The sequence below is a fragment of the Flintibacter hominis genome, assembly GCF_014287965.1.
GTDB classification, from domain to species: domain Bacteria; phylum Bacillota; class Clostridia; order Oscillospirales; family Oscillospiraceae; genus Lawsonibacter; species Lawsonibacter aceti.
In genome coordinates this window covers 19,456-39,446 of sequence record NZ_JACOPO010000007.1, presented here as the reverse complement: position 1 = coordinate 39,446, position 19,991 = coordinate 19,456, and the positions used below count along the sequence as shown (strand labels likewise).

Sequence of the window (19,991 nt, the reverse complement as noted above, 5' to 3'; positions counted from 1 at the left end):
GGTGATCTTTCTATGGCAGACAGCCAGTTTACTTCTACCGCCCTAGGGGCCATCCGCCTGGCCCAAGAGAATGCCGCCCGCCTGGGACACAGCTATGTGGGCTGTGAACATCTGCTGCTGGGGCTGGCCAGCCAGGAGTACAGCCCCGCTGCCTGTGCTCTGCGTAAGGCTGGGGCAGACAGCCATACCCTCCGCTGCGCGATCGGCCAGCGGGTTGGGATCGGAGTGCCCGCCCGCTCCCTCCATCAAGGACTGACGCCCAACTGCTGTCAGGCGATTCGGGGCGCGGTGGGGGAGAGCCGCCGACTGGGTCATGGGGCGGTGAACTCAGAACATCTGCTGCTGGGGTTACTGGGGGACGGGCAAAATGGCGCCATCCGTCTGTTGACCGACTGTGGTGTGGAACCGGCCCAGCTGTACCGACAAGTGGCCGCCTCCCTAGGCGGAGAGGAGCTGCCACCCAGAACCAGAGCACGGGAGCCGGAGGCGAGGACTGCCTCCGACACCAGGCAACTGGACCAGTGCGCCCGGGATCTGACTCGAATGGCCGCCGAGGGAAGGCTGGACCCGGTTATCGGACGGGAGGAGGAGCTGGCCCGAGTGATTCAAATTCTGTCCCGGCGGACCAAAAACAACCCAGCCCTCATCGGGGAGCCGGGAGTGGGCAAGACTGCCGTGGCCGAGGGGCTGGCCTTAGCCATTGCGGACGGGACCGCTCCTGCCCACCTGCTGGGCAGGAGAGTGTGCGCCCTTGACTTGTCTTCCATGGTAGCGGGCACCAAATATCGGGGAGAATTTGAGGAGAAGCTGAAGCATGTCCTGAACGAGGTCCGCCGGGCGGGCAACATCATCCTGTTCATTGATGAGCTCCACACCATCGTGGGGGCGGGCTCTGCCGAAGGTGCTATTGACGCGGCCAATATTCTAAAGCCAGCCCTGGCGCGGGGGGAGATACAAGTCATCGGAGCCACCACTTTGGACGAATATCGTCGGCATATCGAAAAGGACTCCGCCTTGGAGCGCCGCTTCCAGCCGGTCACAGTGCGGGAACCCAGCCGGGACCAGGCTCTGGCCATTTTGAGAGGGCTCCGGGGCCGGTACGAGAGCCACCACCACCTGACGATCACGGATGAGGCGCTGGCGGCGGCGGTGGACCTATCGATTCGCTATCTGCCCCAGCGGTTTTTGCCCGACAAGGCCATCGACCTTGTAGATGAGGCCGCCTCCAGAGCCCGCTTGGACCGTCAGGCCCTGCCCCCAGAGCTGAAAGAGCTGGAGGATAGAGCTGCCCAGGCGGGCCGGCAGATGGGCCGGGCCATCCAGGACCAGGACTTTGAGCGGGCGGCGCTCCTCCGAGACGCGGAGGGGGACTTCCGCCGGCAGCTGAGAGAGGGAAAGGAGCGGTGGCAGGCAGCCCAGAAGCCCCGTCAGGTGGAGGAGAGCCACATTCGGGCAGTGCTGACCCAGTGGACTGGCGTTCCGGTCACCAATCCGGACGAAGCGGACAAGAAGGCTCTGTCTACGCTGGAGAAGGAGCTGAACCGCACTCTGCTGGGCCAGGACCGGGCGGTGGAGGCGGTGACAAAGGCTATCCGCCGGGGGCGCCTGGGGCTGAAGGACCCCCGCCGGCCAGTGGGCTGTTTCCTGCTGCTGGGCCCCAGTGGAGTGGGCAAGACCCAGCTATGCCGAAGCCTGGCTTCCGCCCTCTTCGGCAGCCAGGAGGCCCTGCTCCGCTTTGATATGTCTGAGTATATGGAGGCCCACAGCGTGTCCCGCCTTATCGGTTCGCCTCCCGGCTACGTGGGCCATGAGGAGGGGGGGCAGCTCACCGAGCGTGTGCGGAAAAATCCATGGTCTGTGGTACTGCTGGACGAGCTGGAGAAGGCACACCGTGACGTGTGGTCCATTTTGCTTCAAGTCATGGAGGAGGGGGTGCTCACTGACGCCCAGGGCCGCCGAACCGACTTCCGAAACACAGTGCTGGTCATGACCTCCAACCTGGGGGCGCGCCGCTTCGGAAAAAGCCAGAGTCTTGGCTTCCACACCGGAGGACAGGCGGAGCGGGAGGAACTGGAGCGGGCCGTCCTGGCCGACGCCCGGTCCACCTTTGCCCCGGAGTTTCTCAACCGGCTGGATGCCACCTTGGTGTTCCATCCCCTGGAGCGGGATACGTTGGGGCAGATCGCCCGGCAAGTCCTGTTAGAGACAGGGGCCCGCCTATCAAAGCTGGGAGTGACCATGGAGGTAGAGGACCAGGCGGTTGCGCTGCTGGCGGACCGGGGCGCCGACAGGGAGTATGGAGCCCGGCCCCTGCGTAGGGCCGTTTCTACCCTGGTGGAGGACCCGGCGGCAGATTTGATCCTGGCAGGAAAATTGAAGCAGGGGGATACCCTGAGGGTCATGGCCCAGGAGGGGCAGGTACGGGTACAGCTGGTATAGCACTGGCCTGCGGAGATGGAAAAAAGACGGCCCCTGGTCCTTTCTGGTCCGGGGGCGTTTCTGTGAAATCAGCCCAGCCGCACGATATGATCGATGGGCAGGGAACAAAGTACGCTCTGGGCTGGACTGCGTAAGCCGTGCTGGACGTTGACCGCCTCCATGATGGAAGCGCGCCTGTCAGTGGGTACCACGATGGCAACGATCTCACGTTCCGCCTTTAGATCAGTGTCATAGGCCTCCTCCAGCAGCTCAAGTCCGGCCAGACGGGCCTTTATGACTGTGCCGCCGCGGGCCCCGTGCTCTTTGGCAGTGGCCATGACATCGTCCGCGCTGCCACGACTGCAGGCCACCAGAATCAAGCTGTTTTCTGTGTGCTCCATAGGGACTTCCCCTCCTTTTTCCCTCTTTGCGCCCTCGCTTTGAAAATTGACCACAGCGGCGGTCAAACTGTTCAGTCCGCTGAGGGGCAGATTAAAGACAATGCCGCTGGAGCCAGTGCTTCCACGCAGGTCGCTGTCCAGATCATACAGCAGGCGGGCGGCGGTCTGGCGGGTGGCAAAGCTGAAGACCACATCCTTTTCGCTGGAGCCTAGGCCCAGGATATCCATGATCTCCGAGGTGGCGGTTCCCCTCCCGGCGCACTGGAGATGGAGGGACACCTGACGGCTGGCATACAGCTTTTCCATGGTCACGCCCCGGCCGCGCTCTACGATGGATACGATCAGACTGACTGCGTCCATTCAAGCCCCCTCCTTTCCGTCAAAATAGAGAATGACATCCTCTACCTGTTCCATGCGGTGCCGGAACCGGCGGCGGGCCAGGCTGTGCCGGACCACACTGGACAGACCCATGATCTGAATGGTCACCAGAGGGGTCATAGCTACCATAGCCACGATGCCGAAGGCATCAGTCATCACATCCCCGCCCAGGGCCTGACAGGCCCCCTGAGCAAAGGGAAGGAGAAAGGTGGCCGTCATGGGGCCGCTGGCTACACCGCCGGAGTCAAAGGCAATACCGGTAAAAATAGGTGGGACAAAGAAGGTGAGCCCCAGGGAGATGGCATAACCTGGGATCAGCAGCCAAAAGATATTGAGACCGGTGAGCACCCGCAGCATGGCCAGACCCACGGAAACACAGACGCCGATAGACAGGGCGTGGCCCATGGCCTTATGGGTGATAGAGCCATTAGAGACCTCCTCCACCTGCTTGGTAAGGACGGCCACGGCGGGCTCGGCCTTGACGATATAATAGCCGATGACCATTCCGATGGGGACCAGCAGCCAGCGGTTGGGGCTGGAAGCTACGGTGGCACCAATGAGCTGGCCGGCGGGCATGAAGCCCACATTGACCCCGCACAGGAACAGGACCAGCCCTAGATAGGTGTAGACAAGGCCCAGACCGATCCGGAGCAGCTCGTTCCCCTTGAACCGGCGGGTGACGACCTGAAACACTAGGAACAGGCCGGCGATAGGAATAAGAGCGACGGCCACTTCCCGGAAGTAAGCCGGGAGTGAAACCCAAAAGTATTGGGCAGCCTCTAGTGTGGTGGATACGTCCGGGATGGAAGTGGTGTGGGGCACAGCCTGCTCAGGGCGGTAGATACTACCAAGTAGCAGTACGGACAGGATGGGACCGATGGAGCAGAGAGAAACCAGGCCAAAGCTATCGCTGGCGGAGTTTTTATCGCTGCGGGTGGAGGCAATACCTACGCCAAGGGCCATGATGAACGGTACTGTGATAGGTCCAGTGGTGACGCCACCAGAGTCGAAGGAAACGGGGATAAAGTTGGCGGGCGCGAGAGCTGCCAGGGCAAAGACGATAAAGTAGAAGACCAGGAGTAGCCGGCGCAGAGGGACAGCCATACGGATACGCATGGCGGCAATCACCAGGAATATTCCCACACCAATGGCCACGGTCCAGATTAGGACCGGGTTGTCGATGGACGGGACCTGCTCCGCCAGGACTTGCAGGTCTGGTTCCGCTACCGTGGCGAGTACACCCAGGAGAAAGTAGAGGACGATGGGGACGATCAGGTGTCTGGCCCGGCTCACTTCTACGCCCACTCCCTCACCCATGGGGGTCATGGACATATCCACACCCAGAGTAAAGAAGCCCATGCCGCCGATGAGCAAAATGGCGCCGAACAGGAATAGGACCAACGTGCCTGGATCGAGGGGCGCAATGGAGATGGAAAGGAGAAACACGATGGCCGTGATGGGCAGGACAGAGGAGAGGGACTCCTTATTTTTCTCCTTTAGCTGTTTGTTCAAGCGCACGGTCAGGCCTCCTTTCAAACGACTTGATTCCATTATACTGGAGGAAGAAAAATAAAACAGCAATCTTTATATTATCTTAATATGATTTAGACGGTTTTTATGGGGTATATGTGATAAAAACCGGAACAGCCAGCTGACCGATCCGGTTATCTTACGGGTAGTTGCGCCCAGGGGATATAGTGTGTATTGCGTCTTGAGTATGTGGATAGAGGGACTGATACCGTTACGGCGCAAGAATTTTAGGTATAAAGCAAGCCTGCCTGGCCTGAACAACAGCCAGCATTTGGTCAGACCGGGGAAGGACGTTCACAGGGAACGTCCCCTGTCGGATCGGAACAGCTAACAACAGTTTATTCAGACAAGGTAGGTCATTCAGGAGGGCTCCAAAATACCATTTACTTGCCCAAGAACCGTACCAATACAGCGGAATTCGTCTGTTTCTGTTACTAAGATGTCCTCATCAATTACATTTAGAGCCCGCAGACGACACTCTCCCCTCTCTTGAAAAAGGGTACGAAGATAATAAATACCGTTGAGACAAAACAGCCCCATCTCATTGTGCCCGGCCTGCCTTCTCTGAAGGGCCAGAATATCGAATTTACGGAAGACGGGCAGATATTGGTCTACCTGAATCTGAAAGCAGAAATCGGCCCCAACCGGCAGATCCTTTCGCATGATACGCACACTGCCCAAGTTCTCTTGCATGAGAAAACCAGTGTGAAGCTTGCGTACACCAGGCAGATAACAGGGAAGGGTGAGCCGGCTTCTGGCGATTGTTCGAGTATATTCCTCGTTTACAATCAGCCGAACAAGCCGCTTCCCCTCTTCAGAAAGTGCTCTGTATTTTTTGATGGCGTCAATCTCTTCCGCGCTTAGAGCCTGGTCATAAATTTTGCTGATTCGGTTTGTTCCAAGATAATCAGAGTAAATATAGTTGGCGTCAACCTCTAAGACATTAATCAGGGAAATTAAGATGTCAGGCTTTGGGGTGCTGATTCCATTTTCATAGTTGGCAATCGCTGACGGAGTCACGCAGATTTTAGCTGCCAGCTGGGGCCTGGTGAGGCCCATTTCCTGTCTCCTCTGCCGCAATTTATCTCCTAGGCTCATATGAGGTCCTCCTTGTTAGACGCTCCAATCCTCATTTCCTGCCTTACAAATCTCTTGCAGATGAGAAAAATAGTAACAAGAAATTTGTAAAAAATGGTTGACTTTCAAAGATGTTTGTTGTAAGCTAAAACCGTTGTTCGTGATACGTGGACGTACATACCATGAGTTGAGAACACTGAGTATATCGATAATACTAAAGCAAAAGACAGTTCCTGTCAACCCACAAATGTATGGGGCTGCCGTGAGAGTAGTGAGAAAATTATTACTGAAAGGATATTTTAGATTATGCTGCAGAATGAAATCGTGGATATCCTATTGCGTGCAGGGATTCCGGCTAATACAAAAGGATTTACATATATTCACGACGCTTTGGAACTCATGGATAAAGATTCCTACTATTTTTCTGGTAAAGTTTGTGTGTTATACGCAAAGATAGCCAAACAGAATGGAGCGACTCCGGGGCAAGTTGAACGTGCGATACGCTATGCCTTTGAGGGGGCTCTGACGCGCGGGGATCTGGAGTCGGTGGAGCAGTATCTGGACCCTATCAACACTAGAAATTCCAATGAACTGAAAGTCTTATTCCTTCGTTGGAGACAAGAGACACATCCAATGGGAGACAGTTCATGTGATGCCATGTCAGTATGCCGCGCGCAGATATACAACGAGATTTTAGACGAGATGAATGCTCTGACCTTCAAAATTCAACAGGCTGTCTCAAACAACGGAGCTGAAAATATAGCGATGCAAGGTCAATGATACTCGATCTCGAAATTAGGAGAGAGATATGTGAGAATGAAAAGTGATTTAAAAATGCCAGCCTCTTGGCGTTTTTCCGCCCATAAGCATGGTGCGCATAGGGAACTGGAGCGTTGTGTAGAAAAAGCAATGCTGAACTTGTTAAGTGAATGTATGTTTGGCGGTATTATGATTACCTATAATACTCCGGATTTTCCCCTCTATTACATAGATGACCGGATGCTGTCTTTTCTGGATTACCCAAACCAGACGGACTTTGCCACCGCAATTAAAGGTGCTGTGATCAACTGCGTTCGGGCCGAGGATCGGGAGAGCTTGCGGAGTGAAATTGCACAGGCCCTTATGAGTGGAAACAGTTACACAACAACTTATAGAATGCTATGCAGAGATAAAGGCTATATCTGGGTGAAAGAGACAGGGGTACAGACGGTTCTGCCGAATGGGGAGTCAGTGCTGGTCAGCCTATGCTTAGATATCACTGGCCAAGTGGAGGCGCAGGCTGAGTTGGAATCCATCGTTCAGTGTCCTATGGGTGGAATTTTCCGCGCCAGAATGGACCGGGATTTTACCCTGATTTATGCTAACGATCACTACTATTCGCTACATGGCATCACGAGGGAGAGTCTACGCAATCGACTCAATAACGGGACGATCCATTTGGTCCATCCAGCGGATATTCCTTTTATTGAGCGGCGGCTGCACAAAGCCGTGGAACAGAAGGAGCAAACGGTTAGCTTAGAATACCGTGTCGTCCGTCCCGATGGAGAGGTCGTGTGGCTGCTGATGAACGGCTCATTGTCTGAGCAACAGGGGAATATGCTTCTCACAGGTATGGTTATTGACATTTCTCATCAGAAGTTCATGGAGGAACGTCTGTGTTGTAAAAGTCGGCGGCAGCGCGCGCTGTGTGCCAGGGATCATGATTCCTCCAATTAAAGTGGACCTCTGTCCAGCCTAAGCATATGTTTGCCACCATCGGAGAAAGGGAGGGCGTTGGGCTGCAAAATCGGCGTACAAAATATCTGGAAAAAACAGCAGGTAGTGACACAGCAGCCATATTGAAAAGCCGGACAACATGTTAGGCTGAAGAGAGATTCATGAGCGGTATATTGAGGAACGCTGCCTAGAACGAATTGCGACTTGTTTCAACCAGTCCCGTTTCGTTCTGCAAAGAGCGGTTAAAATCGATATTTTTAGCCTTGGGACTGTTAGAAGAAATACACCGCCTATCGGGCCCTTCTGGGCCGTGCGCCGAGCGGCGCGTAAATTCCCGGCCTGCGGCCGGGAATTGCGCAGGGGCGGCTCTGCCGACCGCTAGCATTAAAATTCCGGAGGGTTTCGGCCGACTTAGGCGGCCGAAACCCAAAAAGAAAGACATCTGCTGAAAACAGATGTCTTTCTTTTTGGCAAGGGGTAACAATCCAAATCCTCTCAGGTCGGTCGAACTCTCTTGGATTCAAATTTGCAATTTTTCTTGAGAAGCATCCAACCGGCCTTCTGGCCGGCGGCGCCTTTGCGCCGTACAAGCGTTTTGCCACAGGCAAAACCTTGGCGCAGGGCGAATTCACTTCGCCCGAGCATTTCAATCACCGAAGGGTGGAGCGGCCAACGGGAGCGAAACCCAAAAGAAAATGCGACTTGTCGAAACAAGCCGCATTTTCTTTTGGTGGAGGCGGGGAGAGTTGAACTCCCGTCCGAAAACACATTCATGGGAACTTCTCCGGGCGCAGACGGTTATTACAGGAGTCTTGCTCTCCCCGTTCCCTTCGCTTCAGGCAAGCCGTCACGCCTGAAGGTCAGGTGAGCTTCATGATGCATGGCCGGCTCAAAGCTTTGCCGGCTCACGTCCGCCACTAAGCGACGCCTGATCCGGGCTCGTGGCCCTTCCCGGTCAGACGGCTGCCTTTAATTAGGCAGCGTAAGCGTAGTTGTCGTTCTTTAATTTATAAAGAATGCCCGTTTTAAGGTGGCCAGGCGCCACCGCCCGCTATTCCCACTGCAGCGTCCCCGTCGAAACCGGTACGCCCCCTCGTCGTCGCAAAGTCCAGCCAACTCCGCTTCCCATAATGGCGAAAACTTCGTTCGCTCCCTTATTCCTCCTCTCCAAAACGGATCCGCTGCACTGGGTTCCATTTTGGACAGCGGCTTTGCCGCCAGAAAAAGAAAACGTATGCAGTGTGGTTTGCTTGAGGGATTCAGTGAAATCAGACCGTACCGGCACGGCTGGCGCGCCGGTACGGATGCGCTTACTCAAGGACTATATTATACTTTCTCCGGTTCAGGGTACTCCACACCAAAGGTGTCAACGGTAACCGACTTCATCCTCTGGTCCTGACGGGGCCGGTCATTCCAATCTGTCTTGCTGTTTACGATGGCGTCAGCCACCTCCATGCCCTCAAAGACCTTGCCAAAGGCGGCATAGCTGCCGTCCAGGTGGGGAGCCTTCTCGACCATAATGAAAAACTGACTGCCGGCGGAGTCGGGGGCCATGGCCCGAGCCATGGACAGCACACCCCGGTCGTGGGCCAAGTCGTTCTTTACACCGTTCTGGCTGAACTCGCCCTTGATGGAGTAGCCGGGACCGCCCATACCAGTGCCTTGGGGGCAGCCGCCCTGGATCATGAATCCGGGGATACAGCGGTGGAAGATCAGCCCGTTGTAAAAGCCCTTGCGGACCAGGCTGATGAAATTGTTGACGCTGTTGGGGGCCACCTCAGGATAGAGCTCCGCCTTCATGACGCCGCCGTCTTCCATTTCAATGGTGACAATGGGATTTTGTGCCATATCTGTCATCCTTTCTGATAGTACCGGTCACCGGTTCCTTGTCTTCATCGCCCGGTCTATTTCCCGCTTGGCGTCCCGCTTGGCGGAGGACTCCCGCTTGTCATAGAGCTTCTTGCCCTTGGCAAGCCCCAGCTCCAGTTTGACCCGTGGGCCCTTGAAATAGACGGACAGGGGGATGAGGGAGTAGCCGTCCTGCTGGATCCGGCCGGAGAGCCGCAGGATCTCCCGCCGGTGCATGAGCAGCCGGCGGGGCCGGCGGGGGTCCTTATTGAAAATATTGCCCTTTTCATATGGACTGATGTGCATACCCAGGACAGACAGCTGCCCCTCCTTGATGATGCAGAAGGAGTCCTTCAGATTCACATTGCCCAGCCGGATAGACTTGACCTCGGTGCCCGCCAGTTCAATGCCGGCCTCAAATTTCTCTTCCACGAAGTAATCGTGGTAGGCCTTGCTGTTTTTGGCGACGACCTTGACCGCTTCGCCCACTGGGGACACCTCCTCTCCCTCAAGATCAGGGAACAACTATACCATAGGATAGCCCAAAAGGCAAGGAAAAAGTCAAGGATTGGGCCACAGTTTGGGCAGTTGGGAGTAAAAATTCCCCGATTCCTCCCACAGCAGCAGGAGAGAACCATGCCTCACAGACACCGTGGCCTCTGTGCCCAGAAACTCATTGCTGACCCCAATGGGGAAACTGCCCTCCATTTGATACTGGTCCAGCGGAAATTTGAGCCCAGTGAGGGTGACCCCTTCCGCTGTGCCGCTGTTGCAGAACACAGATAGATAGCCAGACATGGAGGCGGGGAAGGTGAGGGAACTGTTCCGGAGGGCGGTGGCCGCTGTTTTTTCGCCTGCCAGGAATCCGTGGGCCCCCTGGGTAGTCAGCCAGTCCAGCAGCTGGAGGTTGCCAAGGGTGTGCTCCAGCCGGCCGCCCACGCCGCCCAGCAGAACGAATCGCCGGTAGCCCAGCTCCAGACCCTTACGAAGAGCGTAGACCATGTCAGTATCATCCTTCTCTGCTGGGAGCTGGATCACGTTGGGATGGGAGGGGGTGCGGCCCAGGGAATCAAAGTCGCCCACCACAAGGTCAGGCGTGACGCCGTAGGCCATCAGGGAGTCATAGCCACGGTCGGCGGCGATGACGTAGTCCCCCAGAGCGGGGTAGGGGCGCAGAGAGGGGGACAGGGACATGGCCCCCACCACATAACAGATGCGTTGGTTATTGGTCATGATAAAACCTTCTTTTTCAGAGAGCATAAGAGGCCCGGAAAAGACCGGGAGAACTCTTGAGCGATTTTTTCTCATTATACCACAAAGAGGTCTCCTTGTGGAGAGTATATTCCTGGAGAAGAAAAAATAAGTGTATCCAGGGAAGTTGTGCGGATAGGACCGATATAGAGAGAAAGTCCGGCAGCCCACTGGTCAGAGCCGGTCTGCGCCGCCTTGACTTTCCTCCAGGCAGACGGTAGAATGAAGGATACTTTGAACAGATACAGACTGGGGTGGATCAGGATGATACATTATTTGGATAATGCGGCCACCACGCCGGTGCGGCCGGAGGCTGTACAGGCGGCGGTAGAGGCGATGACCCAGGGCTGGGGCAACCCCTCGTCCCGGTATGAACTGGGGACCAAGGCGGCCGCCCGGATGAAGGAGTGGCGGGGAAATGTGGCTCAGGCCCTGGGCTGCCTGCCGGAGGAGCTGTTTTTTACCTCCTGTGGCACGGAGGGGGACAACTGGGCCATCCAGTCTGCCCTGGAGGTCAATCGCCGCCGAGGAAAGCACATTATCACCACCGCCATCGAGCACGCCGCTGTGCTGGAGCCCTGCCGGGAATTGGAGCGCCGGGGCTATGAGGTGACATATCTGGAGCCGGACCGCCAGGGTAACATCACTGCCGCCCAGGTGGAGGAGGCGATGCGGCCGGACACGGCGCTGGTCTCCATGATGCTGGTTAACAATGAACTAGGCGCCATCCTGCCTGTGGGGGAGGTTGCCCAAGTCATTCGGAGGACTGGCTGCCCGGCTCTGCTCCACTGTGACGCGGTGCAGGGATTTTTGAAAATACCTTTTTCCCCCAAAAAACTGGGTGTAGACCTGCTGACAGTCAGCGGACACAAGATCCACGCCCCTAAAGGGGTGGGGGCGCTCTATGTTCGAAAGGGGCTGAAGCTGCCTCCCCTGATCTGGGGCGGAGGGCAGGAGGAGGGCCTTCGGTCGGGTACTGAGGCCACAGCTCAGATCGCGGCGTTCGCCGCCGCCGCCCGGCTGGGGCGGCAGACTCTGGAGGAGGACATGGCCCATATGGCCCGGCTGAAGGAAGAAACCGTTCGGCGGCTGGCGGAGGAAGTGCCGAAGGCGAAACTGCTGGCCCAGGGGGGCGCTCCCCACATCCTAGCCATCTCCCTGGTGGGTTATAAGAGCGAGGTGGTGGTCCGCTTCCTGAGTGACCGGGGGGTATATATCTCCTCCGGCTCCGCCTGCCACAAGGGGAAACCCAGCCACGTCTTTGCCGCCCTGAAACTGCCCAAGGGGGAACGGGACGGGGTGCTGCGGATCAGCTTTTCCTACGATACCAAGCAGGAGGACGTAGACGCCTTAATTGAGGGATTGAAAGGGGCATCGGAGAAGCTGTTCCCATCCCTGTCCTGAATGAGAAACAACGAAAAAGGAGCGTTTCCATGTTTGCCTATATGCGGAGAGGACCGAATTTTTATAAGGAGGTCGCTGCTCTGGCCGCGCCTATCATCCTCCAGGATATGATCACCAGCACCCTGAGCATGGCGGACACCTTTATGGTGGGGCTGCTGGGGGAGGAGCCGATGGCGGCGGTTACCCTAGCCAATATTCCACTGTTTGTAGTGCAGCTTTTTATTTTTGGAGTGCAGAGCGGCTCCACGGTCCTGTTGAGCCAATACTGGGGCAAACAGGACATGGAGTCTATCAATCGGATCTATGGGATGGCCCTGTGGCTGGTGATGGCAGTATCGTCTCTGTGCTCGGTCATTCTGCTGATCTGTCCGGTAGAATTTCTCAGCCTCTTTGGCAACGACCGGGCGGTGGTGGAGCTGGCAGCCCAATATGGCCGGCTGGCGGGGCTGTCCTATGTATTCAACGCCTTTTCAATGACTTATATTGCAGCCTTCCGCAGTATGGAGCATCCCCAACTGGGAATGTACATTCTGGCTACCTCTATGGCAGTGAATACCTTTTTGAACTGGGTATTTATTTTCGGAAATCTGGGAGCGCCCGCACTGGGAGTTCAAGGGGCGGCTCTGGCCACCCTCATCGCACGCGTTTTAGAGGTTGTCATCGTGGCCTGTCACATGGCTAGGAATCGGATCTTCCGGGTGCGGTGGAGACTGGTCCTGCGGCCAGGAAAGCGGCTGGCCCGTCAATTTCTGATGTGCAGTGGGCCAGTGGTGCTGAATGAAACCCTGTGGGGGCTAGGTACCTCTATGTATCCCACAGTCATGGGACATATGGCGGGCAGCACGGAGATACTGGCCGCCTATACGCTAGCAGGAAATGTAGAGAAAATATGTAAGGTAGTTTCCATGGGACTTGCCTCTACCGCGGCGATTATCATTGGCCGGGAGATCGGTGCCGGACATAAGGACAGGGTATATGGAGTGGGACTCGCCCTGAACACCTTGGCCGCCGTAGGAGGCGCGGCGCTGGGATTGGCCCTGTGGCTGGTACTGGTTTTCCTGGCGCCTACCTATGTGTTCCCGCTGTTTAAGCTCTCGGCGGGAGCGGCGGCTGCGGCCACTATGATGATTACTCTCCAGGCGGTCATCATGCCGCTGAAGGATTTTAACAGCGTGAATATTGTGGGAGTCCTCCGGGGAGGGGGAGATGTGCGGGCCACTACGCTCATTGACATTCTCCCGCTCTGGCTGGTGGCAGTACCTATGGCCGCTATATGTGGGCTGGTGTTGAAGACGGGGATCTTTTGGGTCTACCTGTCCCTGGGGGTAGAGCAGTTTTGTAAGTGCGTCGGGGGAGTGTGGAGATTAAGGAGCGGCAAGTGGATTCGAGACTTGACCCGCTCTGGAGCACTGGAATAAGGAGGAACAGGACATGAAAGTTGCCGTATTAATGGAAAATACTGCCCAGGAGGGATGCGGTCTGGTGCCGGAGCACGGCCTGTCCCTGTATATCGAATATCGGGGGAAGAGGCTGCTGCTGGATGGGGGCGCCTCAGGACGGTTTGCCGACAACGCCCAGAAGCTTGGGGTGGACCTGGCGGATGTGGACCTGGGGGTGCTGTCCCACGGCCACTATGACCACGCCGACGGCCTGCGCCGGTTCTTCCAGCTCAACCAGAGAGCCAAGGTCTATGTCCGCCCCCAGGCCGGAGGGCCCTACTTCTCCATGACAGAGGAGGGACCCAAATTTATTGGCGTCCACCGGGATATCTGGGAGGGGGCCAGAGAGCGGCTTGTCCCAGTACCGGGACCTATGGAGCTGCTGGAGGGTGGGTGGCTGCTGCCCGACGGTCCAAAGGACCCGGCCTTTATGGGAAAGGCGTCTAACCTGGTCTGCAAGCGAGGGGAGGATGACTTTGTCCCGGACGATTTCAGCCACGAGCAGTCCCTGGTGCTGGAGGGGGAGCGGGGACTGGTGGTCTTCAACTCCTGCAGCCATGGGGGCATCGTCAACATCGTGCGGGGCGTGCTGGACCAGCTGCCCGGAAAGCGGGTGCACGCCGTGGTGGGCGGACTGCATATGTATGCCAAGGGGGGGACTGGCATGAACTGCTCGCCGGAGTATGTACAGTCGGTGGCTGACGCGCTGAAGGCCCTGGGGGTGGAGCGAATCCTGACCGGCCACTGCACCGGACAGCCAGCCCTGGAGCGGCTGACGGAATACTTCGGTCCCGGCTGTCAGGGACTGTATACCGGCCAGGTGTTTACCCTATAAAAAAGAAACATGACCGCCTGTCTATGGACAGACGGTCATGTTGTTTTCTCCTCTAAGGTGGAGAGATATTGGAGCAGAATCGTTTCCACCAGGTTGGAGAGCGAGCGGTTCTCCAGCTGGGCCTGGGCGCGGAGGCGTTCTACCATGTCCTCATGAAAACGAAAGCTGTAATTCTTTTTTTCGATTCCCATAAAATCACCTCATATCTAGTGTAATACATTAGAAACATTTGTCAAGAGCCGGAGCTCTTAGCAGCAAAAGATAGAAGATGCAAAAAATTGGCGGGATTCATTTGTTTACAACAAATTCATAAAGTGCCTATTGACAATTCTGCCCCCCGGTGGTACATTATCTTTAGCACTCAGGAGTATTGAGTGCTAACAAAATGATCAAAGCGCAAGCAGGCCGGCATAAGGATATAAGACGAAGGGTCCGCGGAGCGGAGCTGTCTTGAGTCGGAACGGCCGGAAGCGCATGCCGAGATAAAAGGAACAGGGGGGTGGAAACATGGAGCTGACGGATAGAAAAAGACGGATTCTTCGGGCCATCATTGAAACCTATATCGCCACCGCCGAGCCTGTGGGCTCGAAAATGGTAGCGGAGCGGGCCGGACTGGATGTGTCCAGCGCCACCATCCGGAACGAGATGGCTGATTTGACTGATATGGGCCTTTTGGAGCAGCCCCATACCTCCGCCGGACGGGTACCCTCCGCCGCGGGCTACCGGCTGTATGTCAATGAGTTGATGGGTCATCAGCAGCTGACCATGCAGGAGACTCAGCGTATCAACGAGGCGCTGAACCTGAAGATGGAGGAGCTGGATCGAGTGATCGACCGGGCGGGAAAGGTCCTATCCCAGTTCAGCGACTATCCTGTATTTACCATGGCCGCCCCCGCGGAGCGGATCACCGTCAAACGCTATGACCTGCTGAAAGTGGAAGAAAACGCCTTTATCGCCGTGGTCATGACGGACAACTCCATCGTTAAAAATAAACTCATCCATATCCCTGAGGAGGTTTCTGACACCCAGCTCCAACTGCTCTCCGCGGTTCTGAACAGTTCCTTCGTGGGACTGACCCAGGAGGAGATGGAACAGACCTTGGACAAGATGGAGACCCGCACCGCTCCAGGCGCCTTTGAGCTGATTGCCCTGGTGGTGGACTTCGCGGTGGAGATCCTGTCGGAACAGAGCAGCCAAAAGGTCCGAACTACCGGAATCACTCACTTGCTGGAACACCCGGAATACCGAAGCCTGGACAAGGCTAAACCTCTGATGAACTATCTGGCCGAGGAGAAGGATGTGGCCCGGCTGCCTGTGACAATGACCGGCGGCCAGAACATGAACATCCTGATCGGGCCGGAAAATGTCAGTGACGCGCTGAAGGACACCAGTGTGGTCATGGCCAGCTACGACATTGGAGAAAATATGAAGGGCGTCATCGGAGTGGTTGGACCCACCCGGATGGACTACGCCAAGGTCACCGCCCGCCTGTCCTATTTTGCCGACAGCCTGACCCGGATGTTCGGCAAGGGAGAGTTACCCCCGGCAGAGAAAACAGATACACAGGAGCCATAAGCAGGAAAGGAGCGCCGCATCGTGAGCGATAAAAATAAAAAGAAGCAGGCCCAGCCTGAGCAGTGTCAGGAGGATATTCGGAAGGAAGAGGCTGTGGAGCCTGAGGAAGAGGCTGTTCGCACGGAACAGGAGGAGAAAGGGGGGCCCCAGGAGGCCGGCGAGGCCGCCCAGGAGGACCAGAAATCAGGGGAGGCACCCAAGGAGGAGCCCTCCGGAGAGGGGACCGCACCCCTCGACGACCGCTTTCTCCGCCTGGCCGCGGAGTACGACAACTACCGAAAGCGGACCGCCAAGGAGAAGGAGTCCATCTGGAACGACGCCAAGGCGGATACCGCCGCCGCGTTTCTTCCCGTCTATGATAACCTGGAGCGGGCCTTGAAGCAGGACACCGCCGACGAAGCCTACAAAAAAGGGGTGGAGATGACGATGAACCAGCTGAAGGAGATCCTTTCCAAGCTGGGCATCACTGAGATTCCCGCCCTGGGCCAGCCCTTTGATCCGAATCTCCATAACGCCGTTATGCACGTGGAGGATGAGAGCTTGGGCGAGAACGTAGTGGCCGCCGTGTTCCAGGCCGGCTTCCAGTGCGGCGAGAAGGTCATCCGCTTCGCCATGGTGCAGGTGGCCAATTAGGGGAACGGAACCGAGGTGTGCGGCTTATTTTCAAAAGCCGATGGGATTAAAGGAGGAAAACAGTGAAAAGAAATCAGCCCTGCAAGCAGTGCTGTAAAGCGAAAACCTGTGATGCTGTATCCTATACCCTGCTGCTCGCTGGGGGCCTGCTGGCCTGGTGCGCCGCACTCTACGCCATCGGGCCGCTGTTCCTATTTTAACTTTGTAAACATGAATGTCATATATTTAGGAGGAATGAATTATGTCTAAGATCATCGGTATCGATTTAGGTACGACCAACAGCTGTGTAGCGGTCATGGAGGGCGGCGACGCTGTCGTCATCCCCAACGCCGAAGGCAACCGCACCACCCCCTCTGTGGTGGCTTTTTCCAAGGACGGCGAGCGTATGGTGGGTCAGGTGGCCAAGCGCCAGGCCATCACGAACCCCGACCGGACCGTCATCTCCATCAAGCGTGAGATGGGCTCCGACTACAAGGTGAACATCGATGGCAAGAAGTATACCCCCCAGGAGATCAGCGCCATGATCCTGCAGAAGCTGAAGGCGGATGCCGAGGCCTATCTGGGCACAACAGTCACCGAGGCCGTCATCACAGTCCCCGCCTACTTCACCGATGCCCAGCGCCAGGCCACTAAGGATGCTGGTAAGATCGCCGGCCTGGACGTGAAGCGGATTATCAACGAGCCCACCGCCGCTGCTCTGGCCTACGGCGTAGACAAGGAGACCGCCCAGAAGGTCATGGTGTATGACCTGGGCGGTGGCACCTTCGACGTATCCATCCTGGATATCGACGACGGCGTCATCGAGGTGCTGGCTACCGCTGGTAACAACCGCTTGGGCGGCGACGACTTCGACAAGTGCGTCATGGACTGGATGGCCGCGGAGTTTAAGAAAACTGAGGGTGTGGACCTGACCGGCGACAAGGTGGCCATGCAGCGCTTGAAGGAGGCTGCTGAGAAGGCCAAGATCGAGCTGTCCGGTGTCACTTCTACCAGCATCAACCTGCCCTATATCACCGCTGATGCCACCGGCCCCAAGCACTTGGACCTGACCCTGACTCGGGCCAAGTTCGACCAACTGACCGCTCACCTGGTGGAAGCCACCAGCGGCCCTGTGAAGCAGGCTCTGTCTGACGCCGGACTGAGCGGAAGCGATTTGTCTAAGGTCCTGATGGTGGGCGGCTCCAGCCGTATTCCCGCGGTTCAGGAGATGGTAAAGAAGCTGACTGGCAAGGAGGGCTTCAAGGGCATTAACCCCGACGAGTGCGTGGCCTTGGGCGCCGCTCTCCAGGGCGGTGTGTTTACCGGCGACGTGAAGGACCTGCTGCTGCTGGACGTCACCCCCCTGTCCCTGGGCATTGAGACCATGGGTGGCGTGATGACCAAGCTCATCGAGCGTAACACCACCATCCCCGTGAAGAAGAGCCAGACCTTCACTACCGCCGCTGATAACCAGACCTCCGTAGAAGTCCACGTTCTCCAGGGCGAGCGTGAGATGGCCCAGTACAACAAGACCTTGGGCCGCTTCCATCTGGACGGCATCGCTCCCGCACGCCGGGGTGTGCCTCAGATCGAGGTCACCTTTGATATCGACGCCAACGGCATCGTGAACGTGTCCGCCAAGGATATGGGCACCGGCAAGGAGCAGCATATTACCATTACCTCCTCCACCAATATGTCGAAGGACGACATTGATAAGGCAGTCAAGGAGGCTGAACAGTTCGCCGCCGAAGACGCCAAGCGGAAGGAAGAGGTGGACATCCGCAACAACGGGGACCAGATGGTTTATCAGACAGAAAAGACCCTGGAGGAGATGGGCGATAAGATCCCCGCTGGAGATAAGGGCAAGGTGGAGAGCGCGCTGAACCACCTGAAGGAAACCTTGAAGGGAAATGACACCCAAGCCATCAAGGAGGCCACCGAGGCTCTGACGAAGGAGTTTTACGCAGTGAGCGAAAAGCTGTATGGCCAGGCGCAGGCCGGCCAGCCCGGCCCCGGCCCCGATATGGGCGGCGCCCAGGGTGGCAGCGCCGCCGGCCCTGATGTGGTCGATGCGGACTATGAGGTCGTGGACGACGATCAGAAGTAATAGAAATCTATGGTCCGCGCGGGCGGGGCATCGCCCCGCCTGCGCGCCATTGTGCCTGTTCAAAAGAGTGAAGGGTAAAGAGTGGAGAGTGAAGATATGGTCATTCACTCCGGGCATATGCGCCGCAGACCTTATCTCCGCTCTTCACGTTCCACTCTGAACTCTGAAACAGAGGTGATATCATGCCAGAACAGAAACGAGATTATTACGAGGTCTTGGGCGTGTCCAAAGGGGCCTCGGACGAAGAATTGAAAAAAGCGTACCGTAAGCTGGCCAAGCAGTACCACCCCGACATGAACCCGGGGAACAAAGAGGCAGAGGCCAAATTCAAAGAGGTCAATGAGGCGTATGAGGTCCTGTCCGACAAGGAGAAGCGGGCGAAGTATGACCAGTTCGGCCATGCGGGAGTAGACCCCAATTTTGGGGGTGGCGGCGGCTTCGGCGGCTTCGATATGGGGGACATCGACCTGGGAGACATCTTTGGCTCCTTCTTCGGCGGCGGCTTCAGTGGCTTTGGTGGTCAGCAGCAGAGAGCTAATGCCCCGCAAAAGGGAGAGAGCCTGCGGGCTAATCTCTCTGTCACGTTTGAGGAGGCCGCTTTCGGCTGCGAGAAGGAGCTGGAGCTGACACGGACTGAGATGTGCGATGCCTGCCATGGCTCCGGCTGCGAGCCGGGCACCACCGCCGAGACCTGCCCTGACTGCCGGGGGACCGGCGTGGTTCGGATTCAGCGGGGGGCGGGCGGCTTCGCCTTCTCCACCACCGCCCAATGTTCCAAGTGCCGGGGGACGGGCAAGCTGATCCACTCCCCCTGTAAGGTATGTGGCGGCGCCGGCAGTGTGCGGAAGAAAAAACGCATCACCGTTACCATTCCTGCCGGGATCGACGACGGACAGGCGGTTTCTCTGCGGGGCCAGGGCAATGCCGGTAAAAACGGAGGCCCGGCCGGTGACCTGATTGTGGGCATCCGTATAAAGCCCCATACGCAGTTCCGTCGGGATGGGACCACAGTCCTCTACGAGCAGCCCGTTTCCTTCTACCGGGCGGCGATGGGAGGGGAGCTGGAGATTCCCACCATCGACGGAAAGGTCAAGTGGAGCCTGCCGGCCGGAACACAACCCGGTACCACCTTCCGCCTGCGGGGGAAAGGAATCCCAGAGCTTCGAGGTCGAGGCCGGGGCGATCAGTATGTGACCATCAAAGTCCAAGTACCGACCAGCCTGAGCGCCGATCAGCGCGCTGCTCTAGAGGCCTTTGGTGAGAGCATGGGCGAAGAGGTACCGGAAGGTGTAGTCAAGAGTTTTTTTGAAAAGCGAAAAAAGAAAAAATGAAAAAGGAGACCGCCTGTGTAAATCACAGACGGTCTCCTTTTATAAAGAAGAGGGTGGATTACATCAAGA

At 57.0% G+C, this 19,991-nt stretch carries 18 protein-coding genes and 1 other RNA gene; 11 read left to right on the top strand and 8 right to left on the bottom strand.

The features are described 5' to 3' along the window. The first annotated feature begins 12 nt into the window (after positions 1 to 12). Positions 13 to 2,439 carry an ATP-dependent Clp protease ATP-binding subunit gene (locus H8S11_RS10705; protein WP_186853139.1) on the top strand — a complete coding sequence of 809 codons (2,427 nt, stop codon included), beginning with the start codon at positions 13 to 15 and terminating at the stop codon, positions 2,437 to 2,439. Positions 2,440 to 2,507: 68 nt separating this feature from the next. On the opposite strand, the gene H8S11_RS10700 is transcribed toward H8S11_RS10705, so the two are convergent. The 3 genes from H8S11_RS10700 to H8S11_RS10690 form a co-directional block, all read right to left on the bottom strand. After that, the gene (locus tag H8S11_RS10700) at positions 2,508 to 3,179 is read right to left on the bottom strand and encodes a hypothetical protein (RefSeq protein WP_186853138.1); all 672 of its coding nucleotides are present in this window, start codon (positions 3,177 to 3,179) and stop codon (positions 2,508 to 2,510) included. Next, positions 3,180 to 4,715, bottom strand: coding sequence for a DUF1538 domain-containing protein (locus H8S11_RS10695; RefSeq protein ID WP_240288577.1), 1,536 nt, complete (start codon positions 4,713 to 4,715; stop codon positions 3,180 to 3,182). It abuts the gene before it with no gap. 372 nt (positions 4,716 to 5,087) lie between these two features. Beyond that, positions 5,088 to 5,825 (bottom strand): helix-turn-helix domain-containing protein, encoded by a 738-nt coding sequence (locus H8S11_RS10690; RefSeq protein WP_147573354.1) that lies wholly within the window; start codon positions 5,823 to 5,825, stop codon positions 5,088 to 5,090. A gap of 285 nt (positions 5,826 to 6,110) precedes the next feature. Between H8S11_RS10690 and H8S11_RS10685 the strand changes: the two genes are divergently transcribed. Together H8S11_RS10685 and H8S11_RS10680 are read left to right on the top strand one after the other, a co-directional pair. Then, positions 6,111 to 6,584 (top strand): sporulation initiation factor Spo0A C-terminal domain-containing protein, encoded by a 474-nt coding sequence (locus tag H8S11_RS10685; RefSeq protein ID WP_186853137.1) that lies wholly within the window; start codon positions 6,111 to 6,113, stop codon positions 6,582 to 6,584. A gap of 36 nt (positions 6,585 to 6,620) precedes the next feature. Next, positions 6,621 to 7,520 (top strand): PAS domain-containing protein, encoded by a 900-nt coding sequence (locus tag H8S11_RS10680; protein ID WP_243201030.1) that lies wholly within the window; start codon positions 6,621 to 6,623, stop codon positions 7,518 to 7,520. Positions 7,521 to 8,248: 728 nt separating this feature from the next. Here the strand turns inward: H8S11_RS10680 and ssrA are convergent. From ssrA to H8S11_RS10660, 4 genes are all read right to left on the bottom strand, one after another. Beyond that, positions 8,249 to 8,613: a transfer-messenger RNA gene (gene ssrA / locus H8S11_RS10675) on the bottom strand. Positions 8,614 to 8,846: 233 nt separating this feature from the next. Next, positions 8,847 to 9,368 carry a peptidylprolyl isomerase gene (locus H8S11_RS10670; RefSeq protein ID WP_186853135.1) on the bottom strand — a complete coding sequence of 174 codons (522 nt, stop codon included), beginning with the start codon at positions 9,366 to 9,368 and terminating at the stop codon, positions 8,847 to 8,849. A 27-nt stretch (positions 9,369 to 9,395) separates the two neighbouring features. Then, positions 9,396 to 9,857 (bottom strand): SsrA-binding protein SmpB, encoded by a 462-nt coding sequence (gene smpB, locus H8S11_RS10665; RefSeq protein WP_147573357.1) that lies wholly within the window; start codon positions 9,855 to 9,857, stop codon positions 9,396 to 9,398. A gap of 72 nt (positions 9,858 to 9,929) precedes the next feature. Next, positions 9,930 to 10,601 (bottom strand): thiamine diphosphokinase, encoded by a 672-nt coding sequence (locus tag H8S11_RS10660; protein ID WP_186853134.1) that lies wholly within the window; start codon positions 10,599 to 10,601, stop codon positions 9,930 to 9,932. A 282-nt stretch (positions 10,602 to 10,883) separates the two neighbouring features. Here H8S11_RS10660 and H8S11_RS10655 point away from each other — a divergent pair, with 282 nt between their 5' ends. From H8S11_RS10655 to H8S11_RS10645, 3 genes are read left to right on the top strand one after another with little or no spacing between them, the layout of a single operon-like run. After that, on the top strand, positions 10,884 to 12,023 hold the full coding sequence (locus H8S11_RS10655) for a cysteine desulfurase family protein (RefSeq protein WP_186853133.1): 1,140 nt from the start codon (positions 10,884 to 10,886) through the stop codon (positions 12,021 to 12,023). A gap of 29 nt (positions 12,024 to 12,052) precedes the next feature. Beyond that, positions 12,053 to 13,441, top strand: a complete 1,389-nt coding sequence (locus H8S11_RS10650; RefSeq protein WP_186853132.1) for an MATE family efflux transporter — start codon at positions 12,053 to 12,055, stop codon at positions 13,439 to 13,441. Between the two features lie 13 nt (positions 13,442 to 13,454). Next, positions 13,455 to 14,297: an MBL fold metallo-hydrolase gene (locus tag H8S11_RS10645; RefSeq protein ID WP_147573360.1), complete on the top strand. Its 843-nt coding sequence runs from the start codon at positions 13,455 to 13,457 to the stop codon at positions 14,295 to 14,297. Between the two features lie 35 nt (positions 14,298 to 14,332). Here the strand turns inward: H8S11_RS10645 and H8S11_RS10640 are convergent, their stop codons facing one another. Continuing rightward, positions 14,333 to 14,488: a hypothetical protein gene (locus H8S11_RS10640; protein ID WP_186853131.1), complete on the bottom strand. Its 156-nt coding sequence runs from the start codon at positions 14,486 to 14,488 to the stop codon at positions 14,333 to 14,335. A gap of 316 nt (positions 14,489 to 14,804) precedes the next feature. Between H8S11_RS10640 and hrcA the strand changes: the two genes are divergently transcribed. From hrcA to dnaJ, 5 genes are all read left to right on the top strand, one after another. Next, positions 14,805 to 15,872 (top strand): heat-inducible transcriptional repressor HrcA, encoded by a 1,068-nt coding sequence (hrcA, locus tag H8S11_RS10635; RefSeq protein WP_147573361.1) that lies wholly within the window; start codon positions 14,805 to 14,807, stop codon positions 15,870 to 15,872. Positions 15,873 to 15,893: 21 nt separating this feature from the next. Continuing rightward, positions 15,894 to 16,505 (top strand): nucleotide exchange factor GrpE, encoded by a 612-nt coding sequence (grpE, locus tag H8S11_RS10630; RefSeq protein ID WP_186853130.1) that lies wholly within the window; start codon positions 15,894 to 15,896, stop codon positions 16,503 to 16,505. A 62-nt stretch (positions 16,506 to 16,567) separates the two neighbouring features. Beyond that, positions 16,568 to 16,705, top strand: coding sequence for a hypothetical protein (locus tag H8S11_RS10625; protein ID WP_186853129.1), 138 nt, complete (start codon positions 16,568 to 16,570; stop codon positions 16,703 to 16,705). Positions 16,706 to 16,746: 41 nt separating this feature from the next. Continuing rightward, on the top strand, positions 16,747 to 18,591 hold the full coding sequence (gene dnaK, locus H8S11_RS10620) for a molecular chaperone DnaK (protein ID WP_186853128.1): 1,845 nt from the start codon (positions 16,747 to 16,749) through the stop codon (positions 18,589 to 18,591). Between the two features lie 182 nt (positions 18,592 to 18,773). Continuing rightward, entirely contained in the window at positions 18,774 to 19,922 is a 1,149-nt protein-coding gene (gene dnaJ / locus H8S11_RS10615) for a molecular chaperone DnaJ (RefSeq protein ID WP_186853127.1), read from the top strand. Positions 19,923 to 19,991 lie beyond the last annotated feature (69 nt).

Bases quoted from the DNA above. Each gene is read 5' to 3' on its own strand.
- H8S11_RS10705 (WP_186853139.1), top strand. From the start codon at position 13: ATGGCAGACAGCCAGTTTACTTCTACCGCCCTAGGGGCCATCCGCCTG.
- H8S11_RS10700 (WP_186853138.1), bottom strand. From the start codon at position 3,179: ATGGACGCAGTCAGTCTGATCGTATCCATCGTAGAGCGCGGCCGGGGC.
- H8S11_RS10690 (WP_147573354.1), bottom strand. From the start codon at position 5,825: ATGAGCCTAGGAGATAAATTGCGGCAGAGGAGACAGGAAATGGGCCTC.
- H8S11_RS10685 (WP_186853137.1), top strand. From the start codon at position 6,111: ATGCTGCAGAATGAAATCGTGGATATCCTATTGCGTGCAGGGATTCCG.
- H8S11_RS10680 (WP_243201030.1), top strand. From the start codon at position 6,621: ATGAAAAGTGATTTAAAAATGCCAGCCTCTTGGCGTTTTTCCGCCCAT.
- H8S11_RS10670 (WP_186853135.1), bottom strand. From the start codon at position 9,368: ATGGCACAAAATCCCATTGTCACCATTGAAATGGAAGACGGCGGCGTC.
- H8S11_RS10660 (WP_186853134.1), bottom strand. From the start codon at position 10,601: ATGACCAATAACCAACGCATCTGTTATGTGGTGGGGGCCATGTCCCTG.
- H8S11_RS10655 (WP_186853133.1), top strand. From the start codon at position 10,884: ATGATACATTATTTGGATAATGCGGCCACCACGCCGGTGCGGCCGGAG.
- H8S11_RS10650 (WP_186853132.1), top strand. From the start codon at position 12,053: ATGTTTGCCTATATGCGGAGAGGACCGAATTTTTATAAGGAGGTCGCT.
- H8S11_RS10645 (WP_147573360.1), top strand. From the start codon at position 13,455: ATGAAAGTTGCCGTATTAATGGAAAATACTGCCCAGGAGGGATGCGGT.
- H8S11_RS10640 (WP_186853131.1), bottom strand. From the start codon at position 14,488: ATGGGAATCGAAAAAAAGAATTACAGCTTTCGTTTTCATGAGGACATG.
- hrcA (WP_147573361.1), top strand. From the start codon at position 14,805: ATGGAGCTGACGGATAGAAAAAGACGGATTCTTCGGGCCATCATTGAA.
- dnaK (WP_186853128.1), top strand. From the start codon at position 16,747: ATGTCTAAGATCATCGGTATCGATTTAGGTACGACCAACAGCTGTGTA.
- dnaJ (WP_186853127.1), top strand. From the start codon at position 18,774: ATGCCAGAACAGAAACGAGATTATTACGAGGTCTTGGGCGTGTCCAAA.